The sequence below is a fragment of the Frondihabitans sp. 762G35 genome (assembly GCF_002074055.1).
Classification (GTDB): Bacteria; Actinomycetota; Actinomycetes; order Actinomycetales; family Microbacteriaceae; genus Frondihabitans.
Genome location: NZ_CP014619.1, coordinates 650,219 through 667,202, shown reverse-complemented (window position 1 = coordinate 667,202; position 16,984 = coordinate 650,219). Strand labels below are relative to the sequence as shown.

At 71.2% G+C, this 16,984-nt stretch carries 16 protein-coding genes; 7 read left to right on the top strand and 9 right to left on the bottom strand.

The window, feature by feature from the left end:
- Nucleotides 1–3 precede the first annotated feature (3 nt).
- From AS850_RS03390 to AS850_RS03375, 4 genes are all read left to right on the top strand, one after another.
- Nucleotides 4–1,095, top strand: coding sequence for a DNA glycosylase AlkZ-like family protein (locus AS850_RS03390; RefSeq protein ID WP_119867859.1), 1,092 nt, complete (start codon nucleotides 4–6; stop codon nucleotides 1,093–1,095).
- Between the two features lie 270 nt (nucleotides 1,096–1,365).
- Nucleotides 1,366–3,318: a cell wall-binding repeat-containing protein gene (locus AS850_RS03385; protein WP_164088376.1), complete on the top strand. Its 1,953-nt coding sequence runs from the start codon at nucleotides 1,366–1,368 to the stop codon at nucleotides 3,316–3,318.
- Between the two features lie 68 nt (nucleotides 3,319–3,386).
- Entirely contained in the window at nucleotides 3,387–4,013 is a 627-nt protein-coding gene (locus AS850_RS03380) for an SMI1/KNR4 family protein (protein WP_216819845.1), read from the top strand.
- Between the two features lie 127 nt (nucleotides 4,014–4,140).
- Nucleotides 4,141–4,659 (top strand): AAA family ATPase, encoded by a 519-nt coding sequence (locus AS850_RS03375; protein WP_119867857.1) that lies wholly within the window; start codon nucleotides 4,141–4,143, stop codon nucleotides 4,657–4,659.
- Nucleotides 4,660–4,671: 12 nt separating this feature from the next.
- Here AS850_RS03375 and AS850_RS03370 read toward each other — a convergent pair whose 3' ends face one another.
- The 4 genes from AS850_RS03370 to AS850_RS03355 all read right to left on the bottom strand — a co-directional run bounded on the left by AS850_RS03370 (nucleotide 4,672) and on the right by AS850_RS03355 (nucleotide 8,375).
- The gene (locus AS850_RS03370; protein ID WP_119867856.1) at nucleotides 4,672–6,276 is read right to left on the bottom strand and encodes a hypothetical protein; all 1,605 of its coding nucleotides are present in this window, start codon (nucleotides 6,274–6,276) and stop codon (nucleotides 4,672–4,674) included.
- A gap of 259 nt (nucleotides 6,277–6,535) precedes the next feature.
- Nucleotides 6,536–6,988 carry a DUF3515 family protein gene (locus tag AS850_RS03365; RefSeq protein WP_164088375.1) on the bottom strand — a complete coding sequence of 151 codons (453 nt, stop codon included), beginning with the start codon at nucleotides 6,986–6,988 and terminating at the stop codon, nucleotides 6,536–6,538.
- 27 nt (nucleotides 6,989–7,015) lie between these two features.
- On the bottom strand, nucleotides 7,016–7,933 hold the full coding sequence (locus tag AS850_RS03360; protein ID WP_123955437.1) for a hypothetical protein: 918 nt from the start codon (nucleotides 7,931–7,933) through the stop codon (nucleotides 7,016–7,018).
- 73 nt (nucleotides 7,934–8,006) lie between these two features.
- Nucleotides 8,007–8,375 carry a VOC family protein gene (locus tag AS850_RS03355; RefSeq protein ID WP_119867853.1) on the bottom strand — a complete coding sequence of 123 codons (369 nt, stop codon included), beginning with the start codon at nucleotides 8,373–8,375 and terminating at the stop codon, nucleotides 8,007–8,009.
- Between the two features lie 62 nt (nucleotides 8,376–8,437).
- On the opposite strand from AS850_RS03355, the gene AS850_RS03350 reads away from it, so the two are divergent.
- A complete protein-coding gene (locus AS850_RS03350; RefSeq protein WP_119867852.1) occupies nucleotides 8,438–8,887 on the top strand; it encodes a MarR family winged helix-turn-helix transcriptional regulator in 450 nt (149 codons plus the stop codon).
- On the opposite strand, the gene AS850_RS03345 is transcribed toward AS850_RS03350, so the two are convergent.
- The 4 genes from AS850_RS03345 to AS850_RS03330 form a co-directional block, all read right to left on the bottom strand.
- Nucleotides 8,871–9,362 (bottom strand): DUF1990 family protein, encoded by a 492-nt coding sequence (locus AS850_RS03345; RefSeq protein ID WP_119867851.1) that lies wholly within the window; start codon nucleotides 9,360–9,362, stop codon nucleotides 8,871–8,873. The genes AS850_RS03350 and AS850_RS03345 overlap by 17 nt on opposite strands.
- Before the next feature lie 33 nt (nucleotides 9,363–9,395).
- Nucleotides 9,396–10,337 carry a 4-(cytidine 5'-diphospho)-2-C-methyl-D-erythritol kinase gene (locus AS850_RS03340; protein WP_119867850.1) on the bottom strand — a complete coding sequence of 314 codons (942 nt, stop codon included), beginning with the start codon at nucleotides 10,335–10,337 and terminating at the stop codon, nucleotides 9,396–9,398.
- A 66-nt stretch (nucleotides 10,338–10,403) separates the two neighbouring features.
- The gene (locus tag AS850_RS03335; protein ID WP_119867849.1) at nucleotides 10,404–11,432 is read right to left on the bottom strand and encodes an LLM class flavin-dependent oxidoreductase; all 1,029 of its coding nucleotides are present in this window, start codon (nucleotides 11,430–11,432) and stop codon (nucleotides 10,404–10,406) included.
- A complete protein-coding gene (locus AS850_RS03330) occupies nucleotides 11,429–12,385 on the bottom strand; it encodes an ATP-grasp domain-containing protein (RefSeq protein WP_119867848.1) in 957 nt (318 codons plus the stop codon). The genes AS850_RS03335 and AS850_RS03330 overlap by 4 nt, the downstream gene beginning before the upstream one ends.
- Before the next feature lie 96 nt (nucleotides 12,386–12,481).
- Here AS850_RS03330 and AS850_RS03325 point away from each other — a divergent pair, with 96 nt between their 5' ends.
- Nucleotides 12,482–13,798, top strand: coding sequence for an LLM class flavin-dependent oxidoreductase (locus tag AS850_RS03325; RefSeq protein WP_119867847.1), 1,317 nt, complete (start codon nucleotides 12,482–12,484; stop codon nucleotides 13,796–13,798).
- Nucleotides 13,799–14,029: 231 nt separating this feature from the next.
- On the top strand, nucleotides 14,030–16,387 hold the full coding sequence (locus AS850_RS03320; protein ID WP_119867846.1) for a LamG domain-containing protein: 2,358 nt from the start codon (nucleotides 14,030–14,032) through the stop codon (nucleotides 16,385–16,387).
- Nucleotides 16,388–16,417: 30 nt separating this feature from the next.
- Here the strand turns inward: AS850_RS03320 and AS850_RS03315 are convergent, their stop codons facing one another.
- Nucleotides 16,418–16,981 (bottom strand): hypothetical protein, encoded by a 564-nt coding sequence (locus tag AS850_RS03315; RefSeq protein WP_119867845.1) that lies wholly within the window; start codon nucleotides 16,979–16,981, stop codon nucleotides 16,418–16,420.
- Nucleotides 16,982–16,984 lie beyond the last annotated feature (3 nt).

The following is a 16,984-nucleotide window of genomic DNA, read 5'->3' as shown; positions in this document are numbered from 1 at the left end:
TGCATGCCGACGTCTGACCGACACGAGCTCACGAAGGACGAGGCGCGCCGGATCATCGTGCGCGCGCAGCTGCTCGACGCCGAGCGGCCCGGCGACGTCGTCGAGGTCGCCGAGCAGCTCGGCGCCGTCAAGATCGATCCGACCTCGGTCATCGCGCCCTGCGAACACACGGTGCTCTGGTCGCGGATCGGCTACGCCTACGAGCCGGGCCAGCTCAAGGACGTCACCGAGCGCGACCGGCTCCTCTTCGAGTTCGACGGCGCCTTCCGTCCCATCGGGCTGCTCCCCCTGATGCTCCCCGCGATGAGGCGCTGGCCGCATCGCGCGTCGACCGCCGAGTGGCTCGAGGCCAACGGCGCGTTCCGCCAGGACGTTCTCGACCGGCTCCGGGGCGAGGGACCGCTCCTCGCGAAGGACATCCCGGACACGGCCCGGGTCAGCCGACCCCCGGACGGCTGGTCGGGGGCGAACCAGGTGCCCACCATGCTCGACTTCCTGAGTCGGCAGGGACTCGTTGCGGTCGCCGGCCGGGAGGGTCGCAACCGGCGGTGGGATCTCGCCGAGCGCGTCTATCCGGCGGACCTCCCCGACCTCGAGTTCGACGAGGCGGAGTCGCTCCTGAACGAGCGACGGCTCGGGGCCACGGGACTCGCGCGCCAGAAGTCGCCCTGGACTCCTGTCGGGCAGGCCGGCGTTCCCGCGGTCATCGAGGGATCGACGGCCACGTGGCGCGTCGATCCCGAGGCCCTGGCGGCGCTCGCGGAGGAGGACGACGGCGGTCGCGTGGCGTTCCTCAACCCGTACGACGGCCTCCTCTTCGACCGCCCCCGGCTCCGCGAGATCTTCGACTTCGAGTACGTGCTCGAGCAGTTCAAGCCGAAGGCGCAGCGACGGTACGGGTTCTTCGCCCACCCGATCCTGTTCGGCGACCGCTTCGTCGGCATGCTCGACGCCCGGCTGGATGCGGCGGCGCGCCTCCTCCGGGTGGACGCCGTCCACGAGTTCTTCCCGTTCGACGACGACGAGCGGGAGATCGTCGGAGCGGAGATCGCCGAGCTGGCCCGGTGGCTGGGCGTGGAGGTGGCGGAGGCCTGAGGTCGCGTGCCGGTGTCGGCCCCCGAACGGGGGGCCGAACCGGGCTAGGTGCGCGGTCGAGTCGCCCCCTAGATTCCTCCCATGGGGGTTCGAAGAATGTCACGTCCGTTCTTGCGCACGACGGCGGCGGCGGTGGCCGTGCTCCTGGCTGCGTCCGTGATCGGCCTCCTTCCCGCCCGCAGTGCGGACGCGGACGCAGCCGTGTACACGCGGTCCACGGACTTCGGCGCAGCGTCCTTTCCACTTCCGGGAGGTCGGGCCGACTCGGTCGTGGCATCCGTGGACGGCTCGCAGCTCTATGTCACCGCGGCGTCGCAGGACGTCCTCGTGGTGGATGCGTCGACGGGGAGGGTCGCTCGGACCATTCATCTTCCGAGGGTCGTCGACGAGGTGACGCCTCTCTCCGACGGCCGCTTCCTCGCCTGGGAGAACCGCTTCCAGGAAGCGAATCTGAATCTGACCTCCGCCGACCCGGAAGAGGAGTTCGACGTCGACGCCGCGACGGGCGCCGTCGTGGCGACGACCGACATCCCCTACTCCATGGGCCTTGTCGAGTACGCCGCCGCCGCCAACGGACGGGTCGCTGTGACCATCGGACATTCGGCGTCGCCAGCTGCCCCCGGCAGCCCCACCCCCGCCTTCGAGGCCTATGTGACCGACCCCTCGACCGGGACGGTCACGCACGATGTCAACGGCGAGGGCGTTTTCCGTCCTCTCGTGCTCTCGCCCGACGGCGAACACGCGTACGTCGTGGAATGGGCAAGGAACGTCAGTCAGCCCGGGTACGTCCTCGACATCGAGACGAGAACGGGAACCGTGAACACGATTCCCGTGGGTCCGGGGCCCTGGGACGTCACGTTCTCGGGCGACAGCAGCCGCGCTTTCGTCAGCAGGCAGGTGTCGTCGACGGGCCAGGGTGGAGCCGTCGATGTCATCGACACGGCTTCGGCCAGCGTCGAGAAGACGATCGAGGAGCCGGCCGGTTCGGTCTCACACGTTCTGACGACAGCGGACGGATCCATCGTTGTCGCCAAAGCCGACCCGGACACTCTCGCCATCGACACTCGTTCCCTCGCCGTGTCTCACGTGAACCTCGGGCTGATCTCACCCCTGATGACGCTTCCGGGCACGACCGAGATCGCCTCGGCGTCGATCCTGGGTTACGACGTCGAGGACGCCCGGACGGGGCTCCTCACCAGGTACTTCCACGCGGGCTTCAATCCGGGCAGGAACGGGGAAACGATCGTCGGACGCCGATTCTTCTGGCTCGGCAATGGGGCCACACCGACCACCTCGAGTCTCAATGTCGTCGACTTCGCGCAGACATCGGCCACGACCATCTCCGCGAAGGATCGTTACGAGACGTCGGTCGCGACGTCGAAGGCGTCGTTCCCGAAGGGTGCTCCGGTCGTCTACGTCTCACCGGGCACCAGCTTCCCGGACGCCACCGATGCGGCCGCCGCAGCTGCTGCGGCTCAGGTCCCGCTCCTGCTGACACCCGGCTCGGGCATCTCGTCCGTGATCCTCGCCGAGATCAAGCGCCTTCACGCCGGCAGAATCGTCGCGGTCGCCGGATCCGCCTCCTACCAGGCGGCCGTCGCGAGAACGGCCCGCTCGATCGGGGTGAGCCTCGTTCACGTCGCGGGGACGGACCGCTACGCCACCTCGCGCGCGACGCTGCAGGCAGGAACCCTCGGGCAGGGACGCACTGTCTACGTGGCGACGGGTCAATCCTACGAGCCCGCGGTCGTGACGGCGTCGGTGGCCGGAGCCGAACGCTCCCCGTTCCTGCTCGTCAACGGTGCGGCACCCGTCATCGACCCAGCCACGAAGGCTGCCGTATCGGCACTCCACCCGCAGAACATCGTGCTGGTGGGGAGCACCAGGGAGATCTCGAGCGGTGTTCAGACGTCTCTGGCGAAACTCGCGCCGACGTCTCGGATCGCCGGCTCCAGCGACACGGAGACCGCCCGCCTCCTCGACGACACCGCCTACCCTCAGGCCACGTCGGCGGTTCTCGCGACAACGGCGAACTTCGCCGACGCTCTGGCCGCCGTCAACGTCGCGGTCCGCTCCGGCCAACCACTGGAGATCGTGCCGAGCAGGTGCATCCCGCAGTCGTTCACGAACGAGTTCGTGCTGCGACAGGCCACTGGCGTCACCCTCGTCGGTGGCGATTCCGACCACTACCTGTCGGGGGGCGCTCTCGTGCCCTGCAAGTAGGCGCGATTCTGAGACGTTCCCTCCCGTGGGACCGCTTCCCGGCGTGACTCTCTCCGTACGATCGGAACATGGCGCCAGGTCCCCACACTCGCAAGCTCCTTGCCCTCGCGGCTCCGACGTCGCTCGCGATGCCGACCCGTATCGGTCATGCGAGCCAGCTCGTCGACGAGCTCACCGAGATGCTCCTCGTTTCGAACGGCTTCCACGCCTTCGAGGGCGCTCTCGTCGTGCGGGCGGCCGACGGCAGCGAGTCCGGTCTGGACGCGTGGAACGACGCCGCGTCGTGGCGGAGCGACTACGGCGATCTGGCCGATGGCCTCGTCTTCTTCGCAGAGGACGTCTTCGGCGGCCAGTTCGCGATCGATGACCGGAGCGTCGTGACGTTCGATCCGGAGACGGGCGCCAGATCGACGCTCGCGACGAGCATCGAAGGCTGGGCCGAAGCCGTTCTCGAGGATTTCCCGCTCCTCACCGGCCACCCGCTCGCGCGCGAGTGGCAGGAGCAGAACGGTGCGCTGCCGCCCGGTCGTCGCCTGGCACCCGTCATCCCCTTCGTCCTCGGCGGCGCCTTCAGCGTCGACAACCTGCGCGCGGTCGCCGATGTCCAAGGCATGAGGGAGCGCGCGACCCTCACCACGCGCATCCGGGATCTGCCCGACGGCGCACAGCTCCCGTGGCCGCTGGGCGCCGCGTGACCCAGACTGCGGCGCCCGGACGACAGGAAGGGAGCGAATGCGCTCTGCACGACGACCATCCGCGCGACGGACACGTCTCCCCCGCTTGATCGATGCCGCAATGTCGAAGGCCCCGTAGGTTTCGACCATGATCGTCTGGCTGAACGGCACGCATGGATCCGGGAAGACGACGGCGAGCACGCTCGTTCAGGAGCGCATCCCGCAGTCGCTCATCCTCGACGCCGAGAAGGTCGGCGAGGTCCTGATGGACGTCCGCCCCGGCCTCCCGCGGACCGACAACTTCCAGCACTGGGCGCCGTGGCGACCGCTGGTCGTCGAGACCGCCCGCCGGATCCTCGACTTCACCGGCGGCACCCTGGTCATGCCGATGACGGTCCTCGTCGAGGAGTACTGGCGGGAGATCCGTTCCGGATTGGCCGACCACGGCGTTCCGATCCGGCACTTCGTCCTCCACGCCGAGCGGGACGAGTTGAGCCGACGGATCGAGAACGACGCCGATCTCGGGCCGTCCGACTTCCGGCGAACCCACCTCGACCCGTACGCCGAGGCGGCTCGGACGTGGCTCCACCGCGAGGCCGAGGTGATCGACACGACGCACCTCACGCCGGAGCAGGTCGCCGACCAGGTCGTGGCGCGGCTGCCCTGACGCGGCGCGCGCTCACAGCCCAGCGAACAGCGCGCGCAGCTCGGGGTCTGCCTCCGTCCACCGGAGCCGCTCGACGAGCGTTCGCACCGACGCAGGTCGGTCGTCGGCCGGCCAGGCGTGCAGCAAGCGGAGCGCGCTCCGGCGCACGCGGACACCGGGGTGTCCCAGGGCCGCAGCCACGAGTGGCCAGCCCCGTCCCGGCCGGCCGTGCAGCCTCCCGAGGATCGTCACCAGACACTCGCCCAGGCGCTCCGACTCCCCCGCCTCCGGCGAGACGTCGGCGTCCGGACGCCGGCCGACGAGAACGCGCTCCGCGAGGGTCACCGTCAGCGCGATCTGCTCGGGCGTGGCTCGCCTCAAAAGCCGATCCCAGAGGAAGGGCTCGAGAGCGTCTTTCTCGAGCCGGCCCAAGACGGCCGGCCGCACGTCGATTCCGGCCCTCGCCGCCGGCTGGACCGCCAGACAGAAGGCGTCGATGTCGCGGCAGGCGAGGGCCCCCTCGGCGACTCCGGGCCACACGGGACGGGAGAGGAGCTCCGCCGTGAGCCACGACAGTCGACGGCTGGCGGTCGCATCCAGGTGAGGATTGCGGACGGCGCCATCCTTCAAGTAGCGATCGAGGGTCTGCACGACGGCGAGGATCTCGATCGTCGGGACGGCCTCCGCGGCGCTTCTCAGGTAGAACTCGATCGCCACACCGCCCTCGGGGTAGTCCGCCAGGTCCTCGGCCGGTCCACCCCAGCGAAGGGCCGTGAGCAGGCGGCCGGCGTGGTGGAGGAGGTCGTCGTCCACGTCCCCCTGGAGGGCTCCTGCGAGATCGCCCGAGAGGGCGGCGATCCCGGCCAGCTCCTCGTCGATCACTCCGCTGTCGTACCCACCTCGGAGGAGCCAGTCCTGGATGCGCGGTGTCGTCGTGCCCTGGAGTCCGTGCACGGCATGGATCCTGCCCCACCCGCTGGTCCGCCTCGCCAGCTCGAAGACCGCCGCTTCGGCGTCCGGCAGGATGCCCCGGAGCGCCGCCACCGACTGTCTCGTCAGAACACTGAGCAGCCCCAGGGTGGTGACGAGCGTCCGATCCTGCGGGCCTCCGACGCTCCCCAGGAGCGCGATCCCAGACTGGACCTGGCGGAGGCGCGTCCCGGATCGGCAGAGCCACCGAGCGAGCTCGGCCAGCCGGAGCCGACCGGCGAGCGAATCGACCCGGACGAGACGGACGAGCCGATCGACGTCCGAGGGGCCGGACAGGTCCGCCAGCCGGTCGGCGACCGTGTGCAGGGAGATCGTGCCGAGAGGCTGTTCGCACGCCCGGACGATGGCCGCGGCGGCGAGTGGGGGCGTCGGACTCGAGTCATCCGGAGTCACCCGCACCGCGAGGATGCCCTCCAACGCCCCGGGCATCCAGAGCGGCTGACCGGGCTTCGGGGGCGCCTCGTCGGGGGACGGGCCGCCGCCGTCGGGGAGCGGACCCCGGCCGTGGGCCGTCAGGAGCCGCTCGACGTGCTCGAGATAGGGAGGGCCCGGGAGTGGGAGGACTCCGGCGGTCGACCACAGGGCCGGCCGGAGACGGGGGTCACGACGACGGCCGGCAGAGGGCCGCGCCGCCGAACCGCCGCTCATCGGAGGGGCGAGAAGCCGCCCTTGCTGTCGAGGTGGAATCCGAACGTCGGACGTTCGGGAGAGAACGGGATGCGATTCATGAGGGCGCCCTTCGCGGCGGACGCGGGCCATCACCGGGCTCGAACGGATGTCGAGCGGGAGCAGAACGCTATCGCGATCGTCGCGGAAAGGCAATGCCTCGTGCCGCGGTCATCGGTCGCCCACCGATGTGGCGAGGAGCGAGTCGAGCATCGAGCGGTCGATCCACGCGCACCCGACCTCAGAGGCAGTGCTTCGTCGCGGGCACCTGGCGCACCGCGCCGGCCAGCGCGTCGAGGTCCGCACCGGGCGCGGGAACGCTCGAGTCGATGACGACCTCGACGGCAGGAGCACGACCGTAAGAGACCGCACGAAGGTAGCGCTCGTCGCTGGTGTCGATGAGCCAGTCCACGCCCCCGAACGTGGAGCACGGGAGCGCCGACACCTGCGGCACGCGGACTCCGCAGCGGACGAACACGGTGAGGGGAGCGCCCCACGCGGCGGTCGCCTGCGCGTCCGTGTCACGGGACGCCAGCCCCTCCAGCTCGCCCGGCAGGCGGACCGTCACGGCCGCGCACGCGACCGTCCCGGCGTCGGGGGCAGGATCGAGGTGGACCGTCGAGGCGCACCCCGAGACCCCCAGCGCGGTCGCGACCACGATCGCCGCGGCTCCTGCCGTCACCCGGCGACTCACGCCCACAGCCCCACGCCCGCCACGGCCCTACGAACCCGGGAGCGGCACGGCCTCGTCGGGGTGCGCCTCGTAGTACGCCGCCTCGGCGGCTTCCCGGGCGAGGTGCTCCGAGCGCTCGTGGTCGTGGAACGCCGCGGCGGCAGCGACGTAGTCGGAGTAGCCGATCACCACGCGCAGCTGCTCGAGGCTCTCCGCCCGCTGCGGCTCGGCGATCGTCACCGCTTCGCCGTCGCCGCCCTCCTTCCTGAGCTCCCGGACGGCGCTGCCGGGAGCATGTCCCTCGTCTCGGAGGTCCTTCATCCGGTGGGCCCAGGGGTGGTTAAAGACGAGGGTCCTGCCGTCTCGGATCCGGGAGCTCGGCTCGAACACGTTCGGGACGTGCCAGGACGCGTCCAGGTCGTCGTTCCACCAGAGCCACCCCATCACGACGCCGTCGCGCTCCCAGGGGACGTAGGTGACGGGTGTCTCCGGCGGCACCGTGTCGGCGTAGCTGCCTGACAGCTTGAAGACGAGGCCGTCGTTGCGTGGCCGGTTCCGCGAGCCGTATCCGCCGAACAGGTGGAGGAAGTGGCGGAAGGGCAGGCGGACGACGCGCGCCTCCGGGTCGATCGTGCCCGGCTCCCCGCGGTGGGCCGGAGCCGGGTCGACGCCGTGCGCGCGGACGTCGCCGACGGCCGCCGACGGGCTCATGCCGTCCGCGACGCGGCGCGCGACGGACTCCGACCATCGCCCCGGGTCGAACCTCCCGTACGGCACCATGTCGAACGGGACGAATTCGCAGTCGGCCGCTCGGTCGTCGTCGTTCCGCCACAGCCAGCCGACGGTGAGGCCGTCCAGCTCGACGGGGACCGCCTCGACGGGCAGGTAGGTGCGGCCGTTGAGGCGCGGGAGCGGCGGTGCGAGCAGGTAGGGATGGAACGGGATGCCCGTCGGTGAGTCGGTCACGCTCCCACCGTAGGCCTGACGCGCTCGGAGCACCACGAGGCGCTCACGACGGCCCGGGCGTCAGTGCCAGGCGTCAGGCCCGATCGTGCAGCGTGATCCGGTAGCCGTCGGGGTCTGCGAAGGTGAAGGTGCGGCCGAAGGGGCCGTCGATCGGGGCCGCGACGATCTCGTACCCGTCGGCCTCGAGGGTGTCGTGGATCGCCTGGACGTCGGTCGCGTGCAGCCAGATGGCCGCGCCGACGCCGGGCCAGGGGGCCGAGCTGAGATCGGTGCCCGGGACGACGTCGCGCAGGGCGAAGGCGATCGGCGTGGTCTCGAAGACGACGGCGTGCGGCGGGCCGGCCTGCGAGCGGACGAGGCCGAGGTGGCGCTCGTAGAACGCCTGGGAAGCGGCGAGGTCGCGCACCTGGAGGGAGAGGAAGTCGGGTCCGGTGACGGGCATGTGATGCTCCTTCGTTTCGTGTCAGTCTTCTGACACAGGGCAATCTATGTCAGAATACTGACATGAGTCAAGACGACCGCGGAATCGACCTGGAGACCTCGCTCGGCTACCTGCTGAAGGAGACGTCGAGCGCACTTCGCACGGCGATGGAGGCGGTCCTGCGTCCGCTCGGGATGACTGTCACCCACTACTCGTGCCTCGAACTCCTCGCGCAGCGACCCGGTCTGTCGAACTCCGAGCTCGCCCGCGGCGCCTTTGTCACGCGCCAGTCGATGAACGTGCTCCTGCTCTCGCTGGAGCGCGACGGCTCCGTCGTGCGGCCGGCCGAGGCTCCCGTCGGGAAGGCCCTCCCGACGCGTCTGACACCGCTCGGCCGCCGCCGACTCGCGGCGGCCACCGCGGCCGTGAGGTCGGTGGAGGTCAGGATGCTCGCGGGCCTGTCCGCGGACGACCGGGCCGCCGCCCTGCGCATCCTGCGGAGCATGGCCCGCTCCCTCAGCGACGCGAACTGACGAGCGCGCGGAGGTACCGCCGGCGCGCCACACGCTGAGCGACCCGGAGCACCGGGTGGAGAGCCCGCCAGGGCTGCTGCGGGGCGGGGCGGGTGAGCGACCGGATCGTGAGGAGCACCTCGTCGCCGTCGCGGTGGACGATGAACGCCTCCTCGCCGCTGACCGGGTGGCCCGGCAGGGTCCGGTACGAGAACCCGACCCGGTCGCTCCGCTCGACGACCTCGACGACCTCCACGGGCTCCACCACCGTGATTCCGGCGACGCGGGCGGTCACGAGCGTCCGCCGCCCCGCGACGACGGGCGAGTCGTCGTCGACCGAGAACCCGCTGCGGGTCTTCACGGCCCACCGGAGCACGCCTGCCGCGGCCCGCTCCCAGTCGTCGTGGCCGCGACCGACCGACCCCGTCACCTCGGAGCGGCGATGGCTGTCGTCGGTGGGGGCCCAGCGGGTGGCTCCGGGCTCGGTAGAGATCACGGGCCGAGGGTGCTGCTAGTCGCGCGCACCGCGTCAGTCGACCAGGATCCGCGCCCCGTGGACCGGGCCGGTCGCCCGCACGACGGACAGCCGCGCGGCGCTGAGCGCGATCTGGAGCTCGAGGGCCCCGTCGAGATCGGGCGCCAGGAAGGCCACCGTCGGCCCCGAGCCGGAGACGACACCCGCGAGGGCCCCGTTCCGCTCGCCGAGCTCGAGCACGTCGCCGAGGCCCGGCTCGAGATGCAGGGCCGGAGCCTGGAGGTCGTTGTGCATGACGTCGGCCAGCTGTGCCGGATCGCCCGCCCGCAGCGCCTGCAGCACCAGCGAGTCGACCCGGGGCTGCCGCACCGGCGAGATGTCGGCGACGTGGCGGAGGCGGTGTTCGTCGAGCTCGCGGTAGACGGCGGGCGTCGACAGCCCGAAGTCGGCGAGCGCGAGCACCCACTGGAACTGCCCCTGCGCCAGGGCCGGGCTGAGCTCGTCGCCGCGGCCCGTCCCGACGGCGGTGCCGCCCATGAGCGCGAAGGGGACGTCGGCGCCGAGGCGCGCTCCGAGGCGCAGCAGGTCGTCGCGGCTGAGGCCGGTGTTCCAGAGGGTGTCGCAGGCGAGCAGGGTGGCGGCGGCGTCCGCGGAACCGCCGCCCATGCCTCCTGCGACCGGGACGTTCTTGTCGATCGAGAGGGCCACGCCGCCGGTGTAGCCGGTCGACTCGGCCAGGAGCTTCGCGGCCCGGATGGCGAGGTTGGTGTCGTCGACGGGGACGCCCGAGAGGTCGATCTTGGCCACCGACGAGGTGAAGGTCACGCTGAAGTCGTCGGCGTGCCGGGCCCGCACGTCTTCGTAGAGCGACACGGCCTGGTATGCGGTCGCGAGCTCGTGATAGCCGTCGTCCTGAAGATCGCCCACCGCCAGGAAGACGTTGATCTTGCCCGGCGCACGCGTGTGGACCACGGTCGGAGACACCACGGACGTCATGGGTCCAACCTAGCCTGACCGCGCGCGGGCATCGCACCCCGCCGTTCTTCCCCCCGGAGCGACAGTTCAGGCTCCCCGGCGCACCAGCGGGATCACGTCGCGGGCGAAGCGCTCCATCTCCTCGATCTGCGGCGAGAACTGCAGGAGCAGCGTGTCGACCCCGGCCTCCTCGAACTCGCGGATCCGATCGGCCACCTGCCGGGGCGTCCCGATGAAGCCGGGGCGCAGGCCGCGGTTGGACACCGAGTAGTCGCGGAGGTCGGGCTTGTGCTCGAGGTGCGACTGCCGGATGAAGTCCTGGTACGACTCGTAGGCCGCCCCCTGGCTCACGTCGGTGATGCGGGCGAGCTCCTGCTCCGCCTCCTCCTCCGTGTCGCGCACGATGACGTACGCCGCCATGCCGAAGTGGCTGAAGGGCGTGCCGCCGGCCGCCTCGCGACGGGCCTTCATGTCGTCGACCTTGGTGCGGAGCTCGTCGACGGTGCCGCCGTGCGTGAGGTAGGCGTCGGCGAAGTCGACGATGGCCGCCTTGCCTGCCGGGCTCTCGCCGCCCGCGTAGATCGTCGGGGCGACGCGGGGCTTCGGCTCGAGGTGCGAGCGGGTGATGTCGTAGTAGTCGCCGTGGAAGTCGTACGGCGTCTCGCGCCAGAGACCCTTGAGGATCGACACGAACTCGGTCGTGCGCGCGTAGCGGTCGTCGTGCTCCGAGAAGATGCCGCCGTACTGCCGCGACTCCTCCTCCCACCACGCCGAGACGACGTTGAGGGTGAAGCGCCCGCCGGAGATCTCGTCGATCGTCACCGCCTGCTTGGCCGTGACGGCGGGCAGGTGGTAGCCGGGCCGCACGGCCGCCATCAGCTCGAGCTTGTCGGTCACCGCGGCGAGAGCGGCCGTGAGCGCCCAGGCCTCGAGCGACGGGGAGGCGACGCCCTTGATGTCGTTGAGGTTGAGCTCGGGGATGAGGGTGAGGTCGAAGCCGACGCGCTCGGCCGTCTGCACGAGCTCCTTGACGTAGTCGAAGGTGACGGGCATCTTCTCGTCGTCGACGTTGCGGAGCCATCCGCCGAAGATGGGGGTCCAGAAACCGAATCTCATGCGGCGACCTCGCTCGCGAACTCGTCGGCCAGGAGCCTCCCGAGGAAGGCCGCGATCTCCCGCGGGCCGGATCTCTCGGACGCCGACTCGACGTCGGGGTTGTAGTTCGTGTTGGTGTTGACGTCGTAGACGACGGTGCGGCCGTCGACCGTCTCGATGAACTCGATGCCGGCGATCTCGATGTCGTAGGCGCGGAGGAACTCGGGGAGGCGCTTGATCAGGGGGTGCTCCGCGATCGGGTCGCCGGACGCGGTGCGCTCGCGCAGCTGGAAGAGGGGGGCCTGGCCCGGGAGGGCGCAGGCGTCCGCCGGGCAGAACTCGAAGGTGTCGCCCGAGGTGTCGACGCGCACGGCGTAGACGAACTCGGAGCCGACGAACTCGGCCCGGGTGACGAACGACTCGGCTCCGACCAGCAGCTCCTGGATGAGCGTGATCCCGTCGGGGGACTCCTCGAACTCCGGCGAGGAGACCCAGGCGGCGAACTCGTCGAGGTCGTCCCAGCGCCGCACTCCGAGGCCCTTGCCGCCCTGGTTGTGCTTGCTGATGAACGGGGTGCCGAAGGCGCGCGCGGTCGACACGAGATCGCGCGTGCCGAAGACCGCGCTCGTGCGCGGCACGTCGAAGCCGAGGCGCTGGAGCGCGAGGTGCTGCTCCACCTTGCTCACCTCGAGGTCGATGACGCCGCGCCCGTTGACGACGCGGACGCCCGACGCCTCCAACCACGACAGGGTGGCCCGGGTGAACTCCTTCGAGAAGCCGTTGCCGCGCGTGTGGGCGCTGGCCGACATCCTCGACCAGTAGACACCGGGCGCAGGAGCCGCCGTCAGATCGATCCCGCCCTCGGTGAGCAGCACCTCCTCGACGGGCACCCCCTCGGCCTCGAAGGCCTTTCGGAGCGGCGGGAACCACTCCGGGTTCTCATGGATCACGTACACGCGCGGGTTCTGGGTCACCGCACCAGCCTAGGCAGCGCGGCTGCGCGTCGACGCAATGTTGCGCGCGGCTACGCTCCCGACGCGGCTCCCGACGCGACACGGCATGATCGACGCATGGCACGTCTCCAGCACTTCGGGTGGTTCTTCGGCCGTGGGTTCGGCCCGCAGGGCTGGCTCCGCGACGACTACCTCTGGGGGCACCGCTGGGATCGCCCGGCCGTCTACCAGCAATCCGCGAAGGCGCTGGAGCAGGCCGGCCTCGATCTCCTCATCATCGAGGACAGCCTCTCCCCCGGCCCGGCCGAGCAGCTCGACCTGCGCGTGCGGAGCGCCCTGGGGGCCCCGAAACTCGACCCGCTGCTCCTGACCCCCTACCTGTTCGCGGCGACCGAGCACCTCGGCGTCGCCCCCACGGTCAACGCCGGAGTCCATCCGCCCTACCTCGCGGCCCGCCAGTTCGCGACCCTGCAGCACCTCGGCGACTACCGGGTCGGCCTCAACGTCGTGACCGACGTGAAGGGCAGCCGGCACTTCGGCATTCCCGAGCTCGACCACGACGCCTCCTACGACCGCGCGGAGGAGTGGATGCAGGTCGTGCGGAGGCTCTGGCACAGCTGGGCGGACGGCGCCGTGCTGGAGGACACCGAGTCGTGGCGCTTCGCCGACGGTACGAAGCTCGACGCGTTCCAGCACCGGGGCGAGTACTTCTCGCTCGACGGGCCCCTGAACGCCACGCCGTTCGACGGCGGCGACGATCCCGTGATCGTCAGCCCCGGCGGCTCCGGCCGCGGTCTCGCCTTCGCCGGGCACAACTCCGACGTGCAGCTCGCCCTGGCGCCGCTGACGGTCGAGAGCGTGCGGGCCTATCGCGCGAGGATCCACGCGGCCGCCGAGGCCGAGGGGCGCGATCCCCGGGCCATCACGATCCTCTTCGTCTTCACGCCCGAGATCGTGGCGAGCCGGGAGGAGGTCGACCGCCTGGTCGAGGGGAGCGCGCATCCTGCGGATCGCGACCTCCAGGAGGTCATCGAGCGCCAGTCCATCATCACCGAGACCGACCTCACGCGCCTCGACCTCGACCGTCCGCTCGACGTCGCCGTCTTCGGCCAGCACGTGTCGCAGGGCAGCATCAAGAGCCTGGTCGGCTCGGCCGACCCCGCGACGCCGCTCCGCGAGCTGTTCCGCGCGAAGTACCGCAAGGGCAGGATCAGCGACGGCAGCGGCAGCGTCGGCACCGTCGAGCAGGTGGCCGACTTCCTGGAGGAGCTCGGCGACGACGCCGACAACGACGGCTTCATCTTCAACGGCGACCTGCACCCGTCGACCGTGCACCGGACGCTGGACGCGCTCGTGCCCGTGCTTCGTCGGCGGGGCATCCTGCGGTCCTCGTTCGGCGGTCGAGGACTCCGGTCGCACCTGAACGACTTCTAGTCCGCCTTTCGGTGGACTTTTCTGCCACCGGGACTAGCCAGTTCGGTCGAGGGCGCCGTACTCTGAGGCGAGGAAACGTCGACTCGCTTACCCACGGGCCGATTCCTGCTCGCCGTGTGACCCGCGCGACGAGCGGTCGTGTACCCGCGCGGCCGACGCCTGACAGCGAGACCCGAACCCGTTGCGCGCGCTCACCCCGCGCGCCTCTTTCCCCAGGAACGAGGCACCCCCGTGGCGAAATCCCGGCCACTTCTCCGCCGCCTGCCCCTCGCGGCCGCCGCCACCGTCGCGGCGCTGCTCGTCGCCGGCACCCTCGCGAGCGGCCAGGCGGCCTCCGCCGACTCGGCGCCGAAGAACGCCGCGAACCCGGCGACGCCGACGACCGTCTCGGCCGACTCGCTCCCGACGCCGCAGATCGACGGGCTCGTGACCACGCAGGCCATCATCGGCGCCACCATCTACGCCGGGGGCGAGTTCACGAGCGCCCGCCCGACGGGAGCCGCCCCGGGCACGAAGACGGTCAAGCGCTGGAACCTGCTGTCGTACAACGTCGTCACCGGCGTCCTCAACACCTCCTTCGCCCCGCAGCTCAACGGCCAGGTCAAGGCGATCGTCGCCGCGCCCGACGGCAAGAGCGTCTACGTCGCCGGTGCCTTCACGAAGATCGGCTCCACCGCCTACAGTCACATCGCCAAGCTCAACCCGACGACCGGGGCGCCGACGACCACGTTCCGCCCCACCGTGAACTACACCGTGAGCTCGCTCGCCGCGCGCGGGACCACCGTCTACCTCGGTGGGACCTTCACGACCGTGAACGGCAAGACCCGCATCGGCGCGGCCGCCGTCTCGACGACGAACGGCGGCCTCACCACCTGGGCTCCGCGCGCTCTCGGCGGATCGGTGAACGCCCTCGTGGTGGCGCCCGACGGTTCGAAGGTCGTCGCCGGTGGCACGTTCACGTCGATGAACGGCCAGACGAACCCGGGCTACGGCATCGCCGCGCTCGACACCGCGACCGGCAAGAGCCTGCCCTGGGCGATGAACTCGACTGTCCGCGACGCCGGCCCCAACTCCGGCATCACGAGCCTGACGGCGGACAGCACGGGCCTCTACGGGTCGGGCTACGTCTACGGCAACGGCGGCAACGTCGAGGGGAGCTTCCGCGCCGACTGGAAGACGGGTCGTCTGACCTGGCTGGAGGACTGCCACGGCGACACCTACGCGACCGCGGTCACCGCGAACGCCGAGTACGTCGCCGGCCACGCTCACTTCTGCGGCAACATCGGCGGGTTCCCGGAGGGCACGATCCACCACGGCATCGCCTTCAGCAAGGCCGCCACGGGCAGGATCGCCACGAACCTCAGCCCCAGCTACCAGAACTTCGCGGGCCAGCCCTCGCCGACGCTCCTCAACTGGTTCCCCGACTTCAACGACGGCACATACACCGGACTCGACCAGAGCACCTGGAGCGTCGCCGCCGGTGGGAAGTACGTCGTCTACGGCGGCGAGTTCACGGAGGTGAACGGGGTGCCGCAGCAGGGCCTCGCCCGCTTCGCGATCCCGAGCCTCGCGCCCAACAAGGTCGGCCCCGTCGACTCCGGCGACGCGTTCGTGCCGACCGCCTCGTCCCCCCAGGACGGGCGCGTGACCCTCACCTGGCCCGCCAACGGCGACCGCGACAACACGACGCTCGTCTACAAGATCTACCGGGACGAGCAGCCGACGCCGATCGGACAGGTGAGCGCCGACTCCAGCATCTGGAACCGGCCGCAGGTCACCTGGACCGACACGGGGCTCGTCCCCGGCGAGAGCCACAGCTACCGGCTCACCGCGACGGACCCGTTCGGCAACCGCGCCGTGGGCGGCCTCGTGACCGCCACCGTCGGCGGGAGCGCTCCGACCGGTTACTCGGCGTCGGTCTACGCCCAGCACCCCTCGCACTTCTGGCGCTTCGATCAGCCCACGGGCGCCGTCGTCACGGACCTCGGCGGCCCCGCCGACCAGCAGCCCCAGGCCGGCGTCACCGCGGGCGACGACGGCTCGAGCGCCGACGGCACCGCCTCGTCGACCTTCGACGGGTCGTCGGCCGGGACGTCCTCCACGGCGACCGCCGCATCGGCTCCGTCCGTCCTCTCCGTCGAGGCGTGGTTCCGCACGACGGGGACCGGCGGCTCGATCGTCGGCTTCGGCAGCGCGAAGGAAGGCCTCTCCGCCAGCGCCGACCGCCGCCTCTCCGTCGGCGCGGACGGTCGACTGAGCTTCGGCGTCTACACGAAGGCGAAGATCGGCGTGACCTCCCCGGTCGCCGTGAACGACGGGGCGTGGCACCAGGCCGTCGGCACCTTCGACGGGAAGACGATGCAGCTCTACGTCGACGGGCAGCTCGTCGTGTCGCGCACGAACCTGACGGCCGCGGCCGCGGCCACCGGTTTCTGGCGCGTCGGCGGCGACACCAGCTGGACGAGCTCTCCGATGTTCACGGGGAGCATCGACGACGTGTCGATCTACCCGGTGGCGCTCACGCCCGCGCAGGTGCAGGCGCAGTTCGAGGCGGCCCGCCCGACGGCCGCCGCGACTCCGGCCCCCTGAGCGCGGCGCGCACGCGGCGCGCGGGTGATCTCAGGCCACTGACGCCGCGACGGCCTCGACCGCGCGCTCGAGGCGCCTCTTGGTCTGCGCGACCAGCTCGGGCAGCCGGATCCGCGACTCGGTCAGCGTGACGGCGCAGCGGTCGTTGGCGGGGGCCGTGACGCGGGCGACGAGCAGGTCGCCGTTCGCGAGGGTCCACGAGGCGACGCAGCGCTCCGGCAGCCGGTGCACCTCGTCGGGTGCCGCCTCGGCGAGGCTCGACGCGCGCTCGACGGCGAGCTCGAGCAGGGCGAGCTGCGGGCCCCGGATGCTCCGGCTCGCCGAGACCTCGAAGGTGCCGTCGGGCTGCTGGCCCGGCAGCCGCATCCCCCGCTCCTGCTCGTAGCGGACCGCCACGGACTGGGCGCCCCACTCGGGCGCCTCGTAGACGTCGGTCACGAGAGCCACGATCTGGTCGTGCGACAGTCGTGTCGCCGCCTCGGCGTCGAGGATCTCGAACCACTCGGCGACGCTCCGCCCCGAGCGCGCGGCCAGGGCGGCATCGCTCAGGCCGGGCGCACGCCCCGACCGACCGTCGCGGTTCGAGCGGGCCACGGG

What these genes read in the sequence shown, in the direction of transcription:
- AS850_RS03390 (WP_119867859.1), top strand. Translation starts at nt 4, where the DNA reads ATGCCGACGTCTGACCGACACGAGCTCACGAAGGACGAGGCGCGCCGG.
- AS850_RS03380 (WP_216819845.1), top strand. Translation starts at nt 3,387, where the DNA reads ATGGCGCCAGGTCCCCACACTCGCAAGCTCCTTGCCCTCGCGGCTCCG.
- AS850_RS03375 (WP_119867857.1), top strand. Translation starts at nt 4,141, where the DNA reads ATGATCGTCTGGCTGAACGGCACGCATGGATCCGGGAAGACGACGGCG.
- AS850_RS03370 (WP_119867856.1), bottom strand. Translation starts at nt 6,276, where the DNA reads ATGAGCGGCGGTTCGGCGGCGCGGCCCTCTGCCGGCCGTCGTCGTGAC.
- AS850_RS03355 (WP_119867853.1), bottom strand. Translation starts at nt 8,375, where the DNA reads ATGCCCGTCACCGGACCCGACTTCCTCTCCCTCCAGGTGCGCGACCTC.
- AS850_RS03350 (WP_119867852.1), top strand. Translation starts at nt 8,438, where the DNA reads ATGAGTCAAGACGACCGCGGAATCGACCTGGAGACCTCGCTCGGCTAC.
- AS850_RS03340 (WP_119867850.1), bottom strand. Translation starts at nt 10,337, where the DNA reads ATGACGTCCGTGGTGTCTCCGACCGTGGTCCACACGCGTGCGCCGGGC.
- AS850_RS03335 (WP_119867849.1), bottom strand. Translation starts at nt 11,432, where the DNA reads ATGAGATTCGGTTTCTGGACCCCCATCTTCGGCGGATGGCTCCGCAAC.
- AS850_RS03325 (WP_119867847.1), top strand. Translation starts at nt 12,482, where the DNA reads ATGGCACGTCTCCAGCACTTCGGGTGGTTCTTCGGCCGTGGGTTCGGC.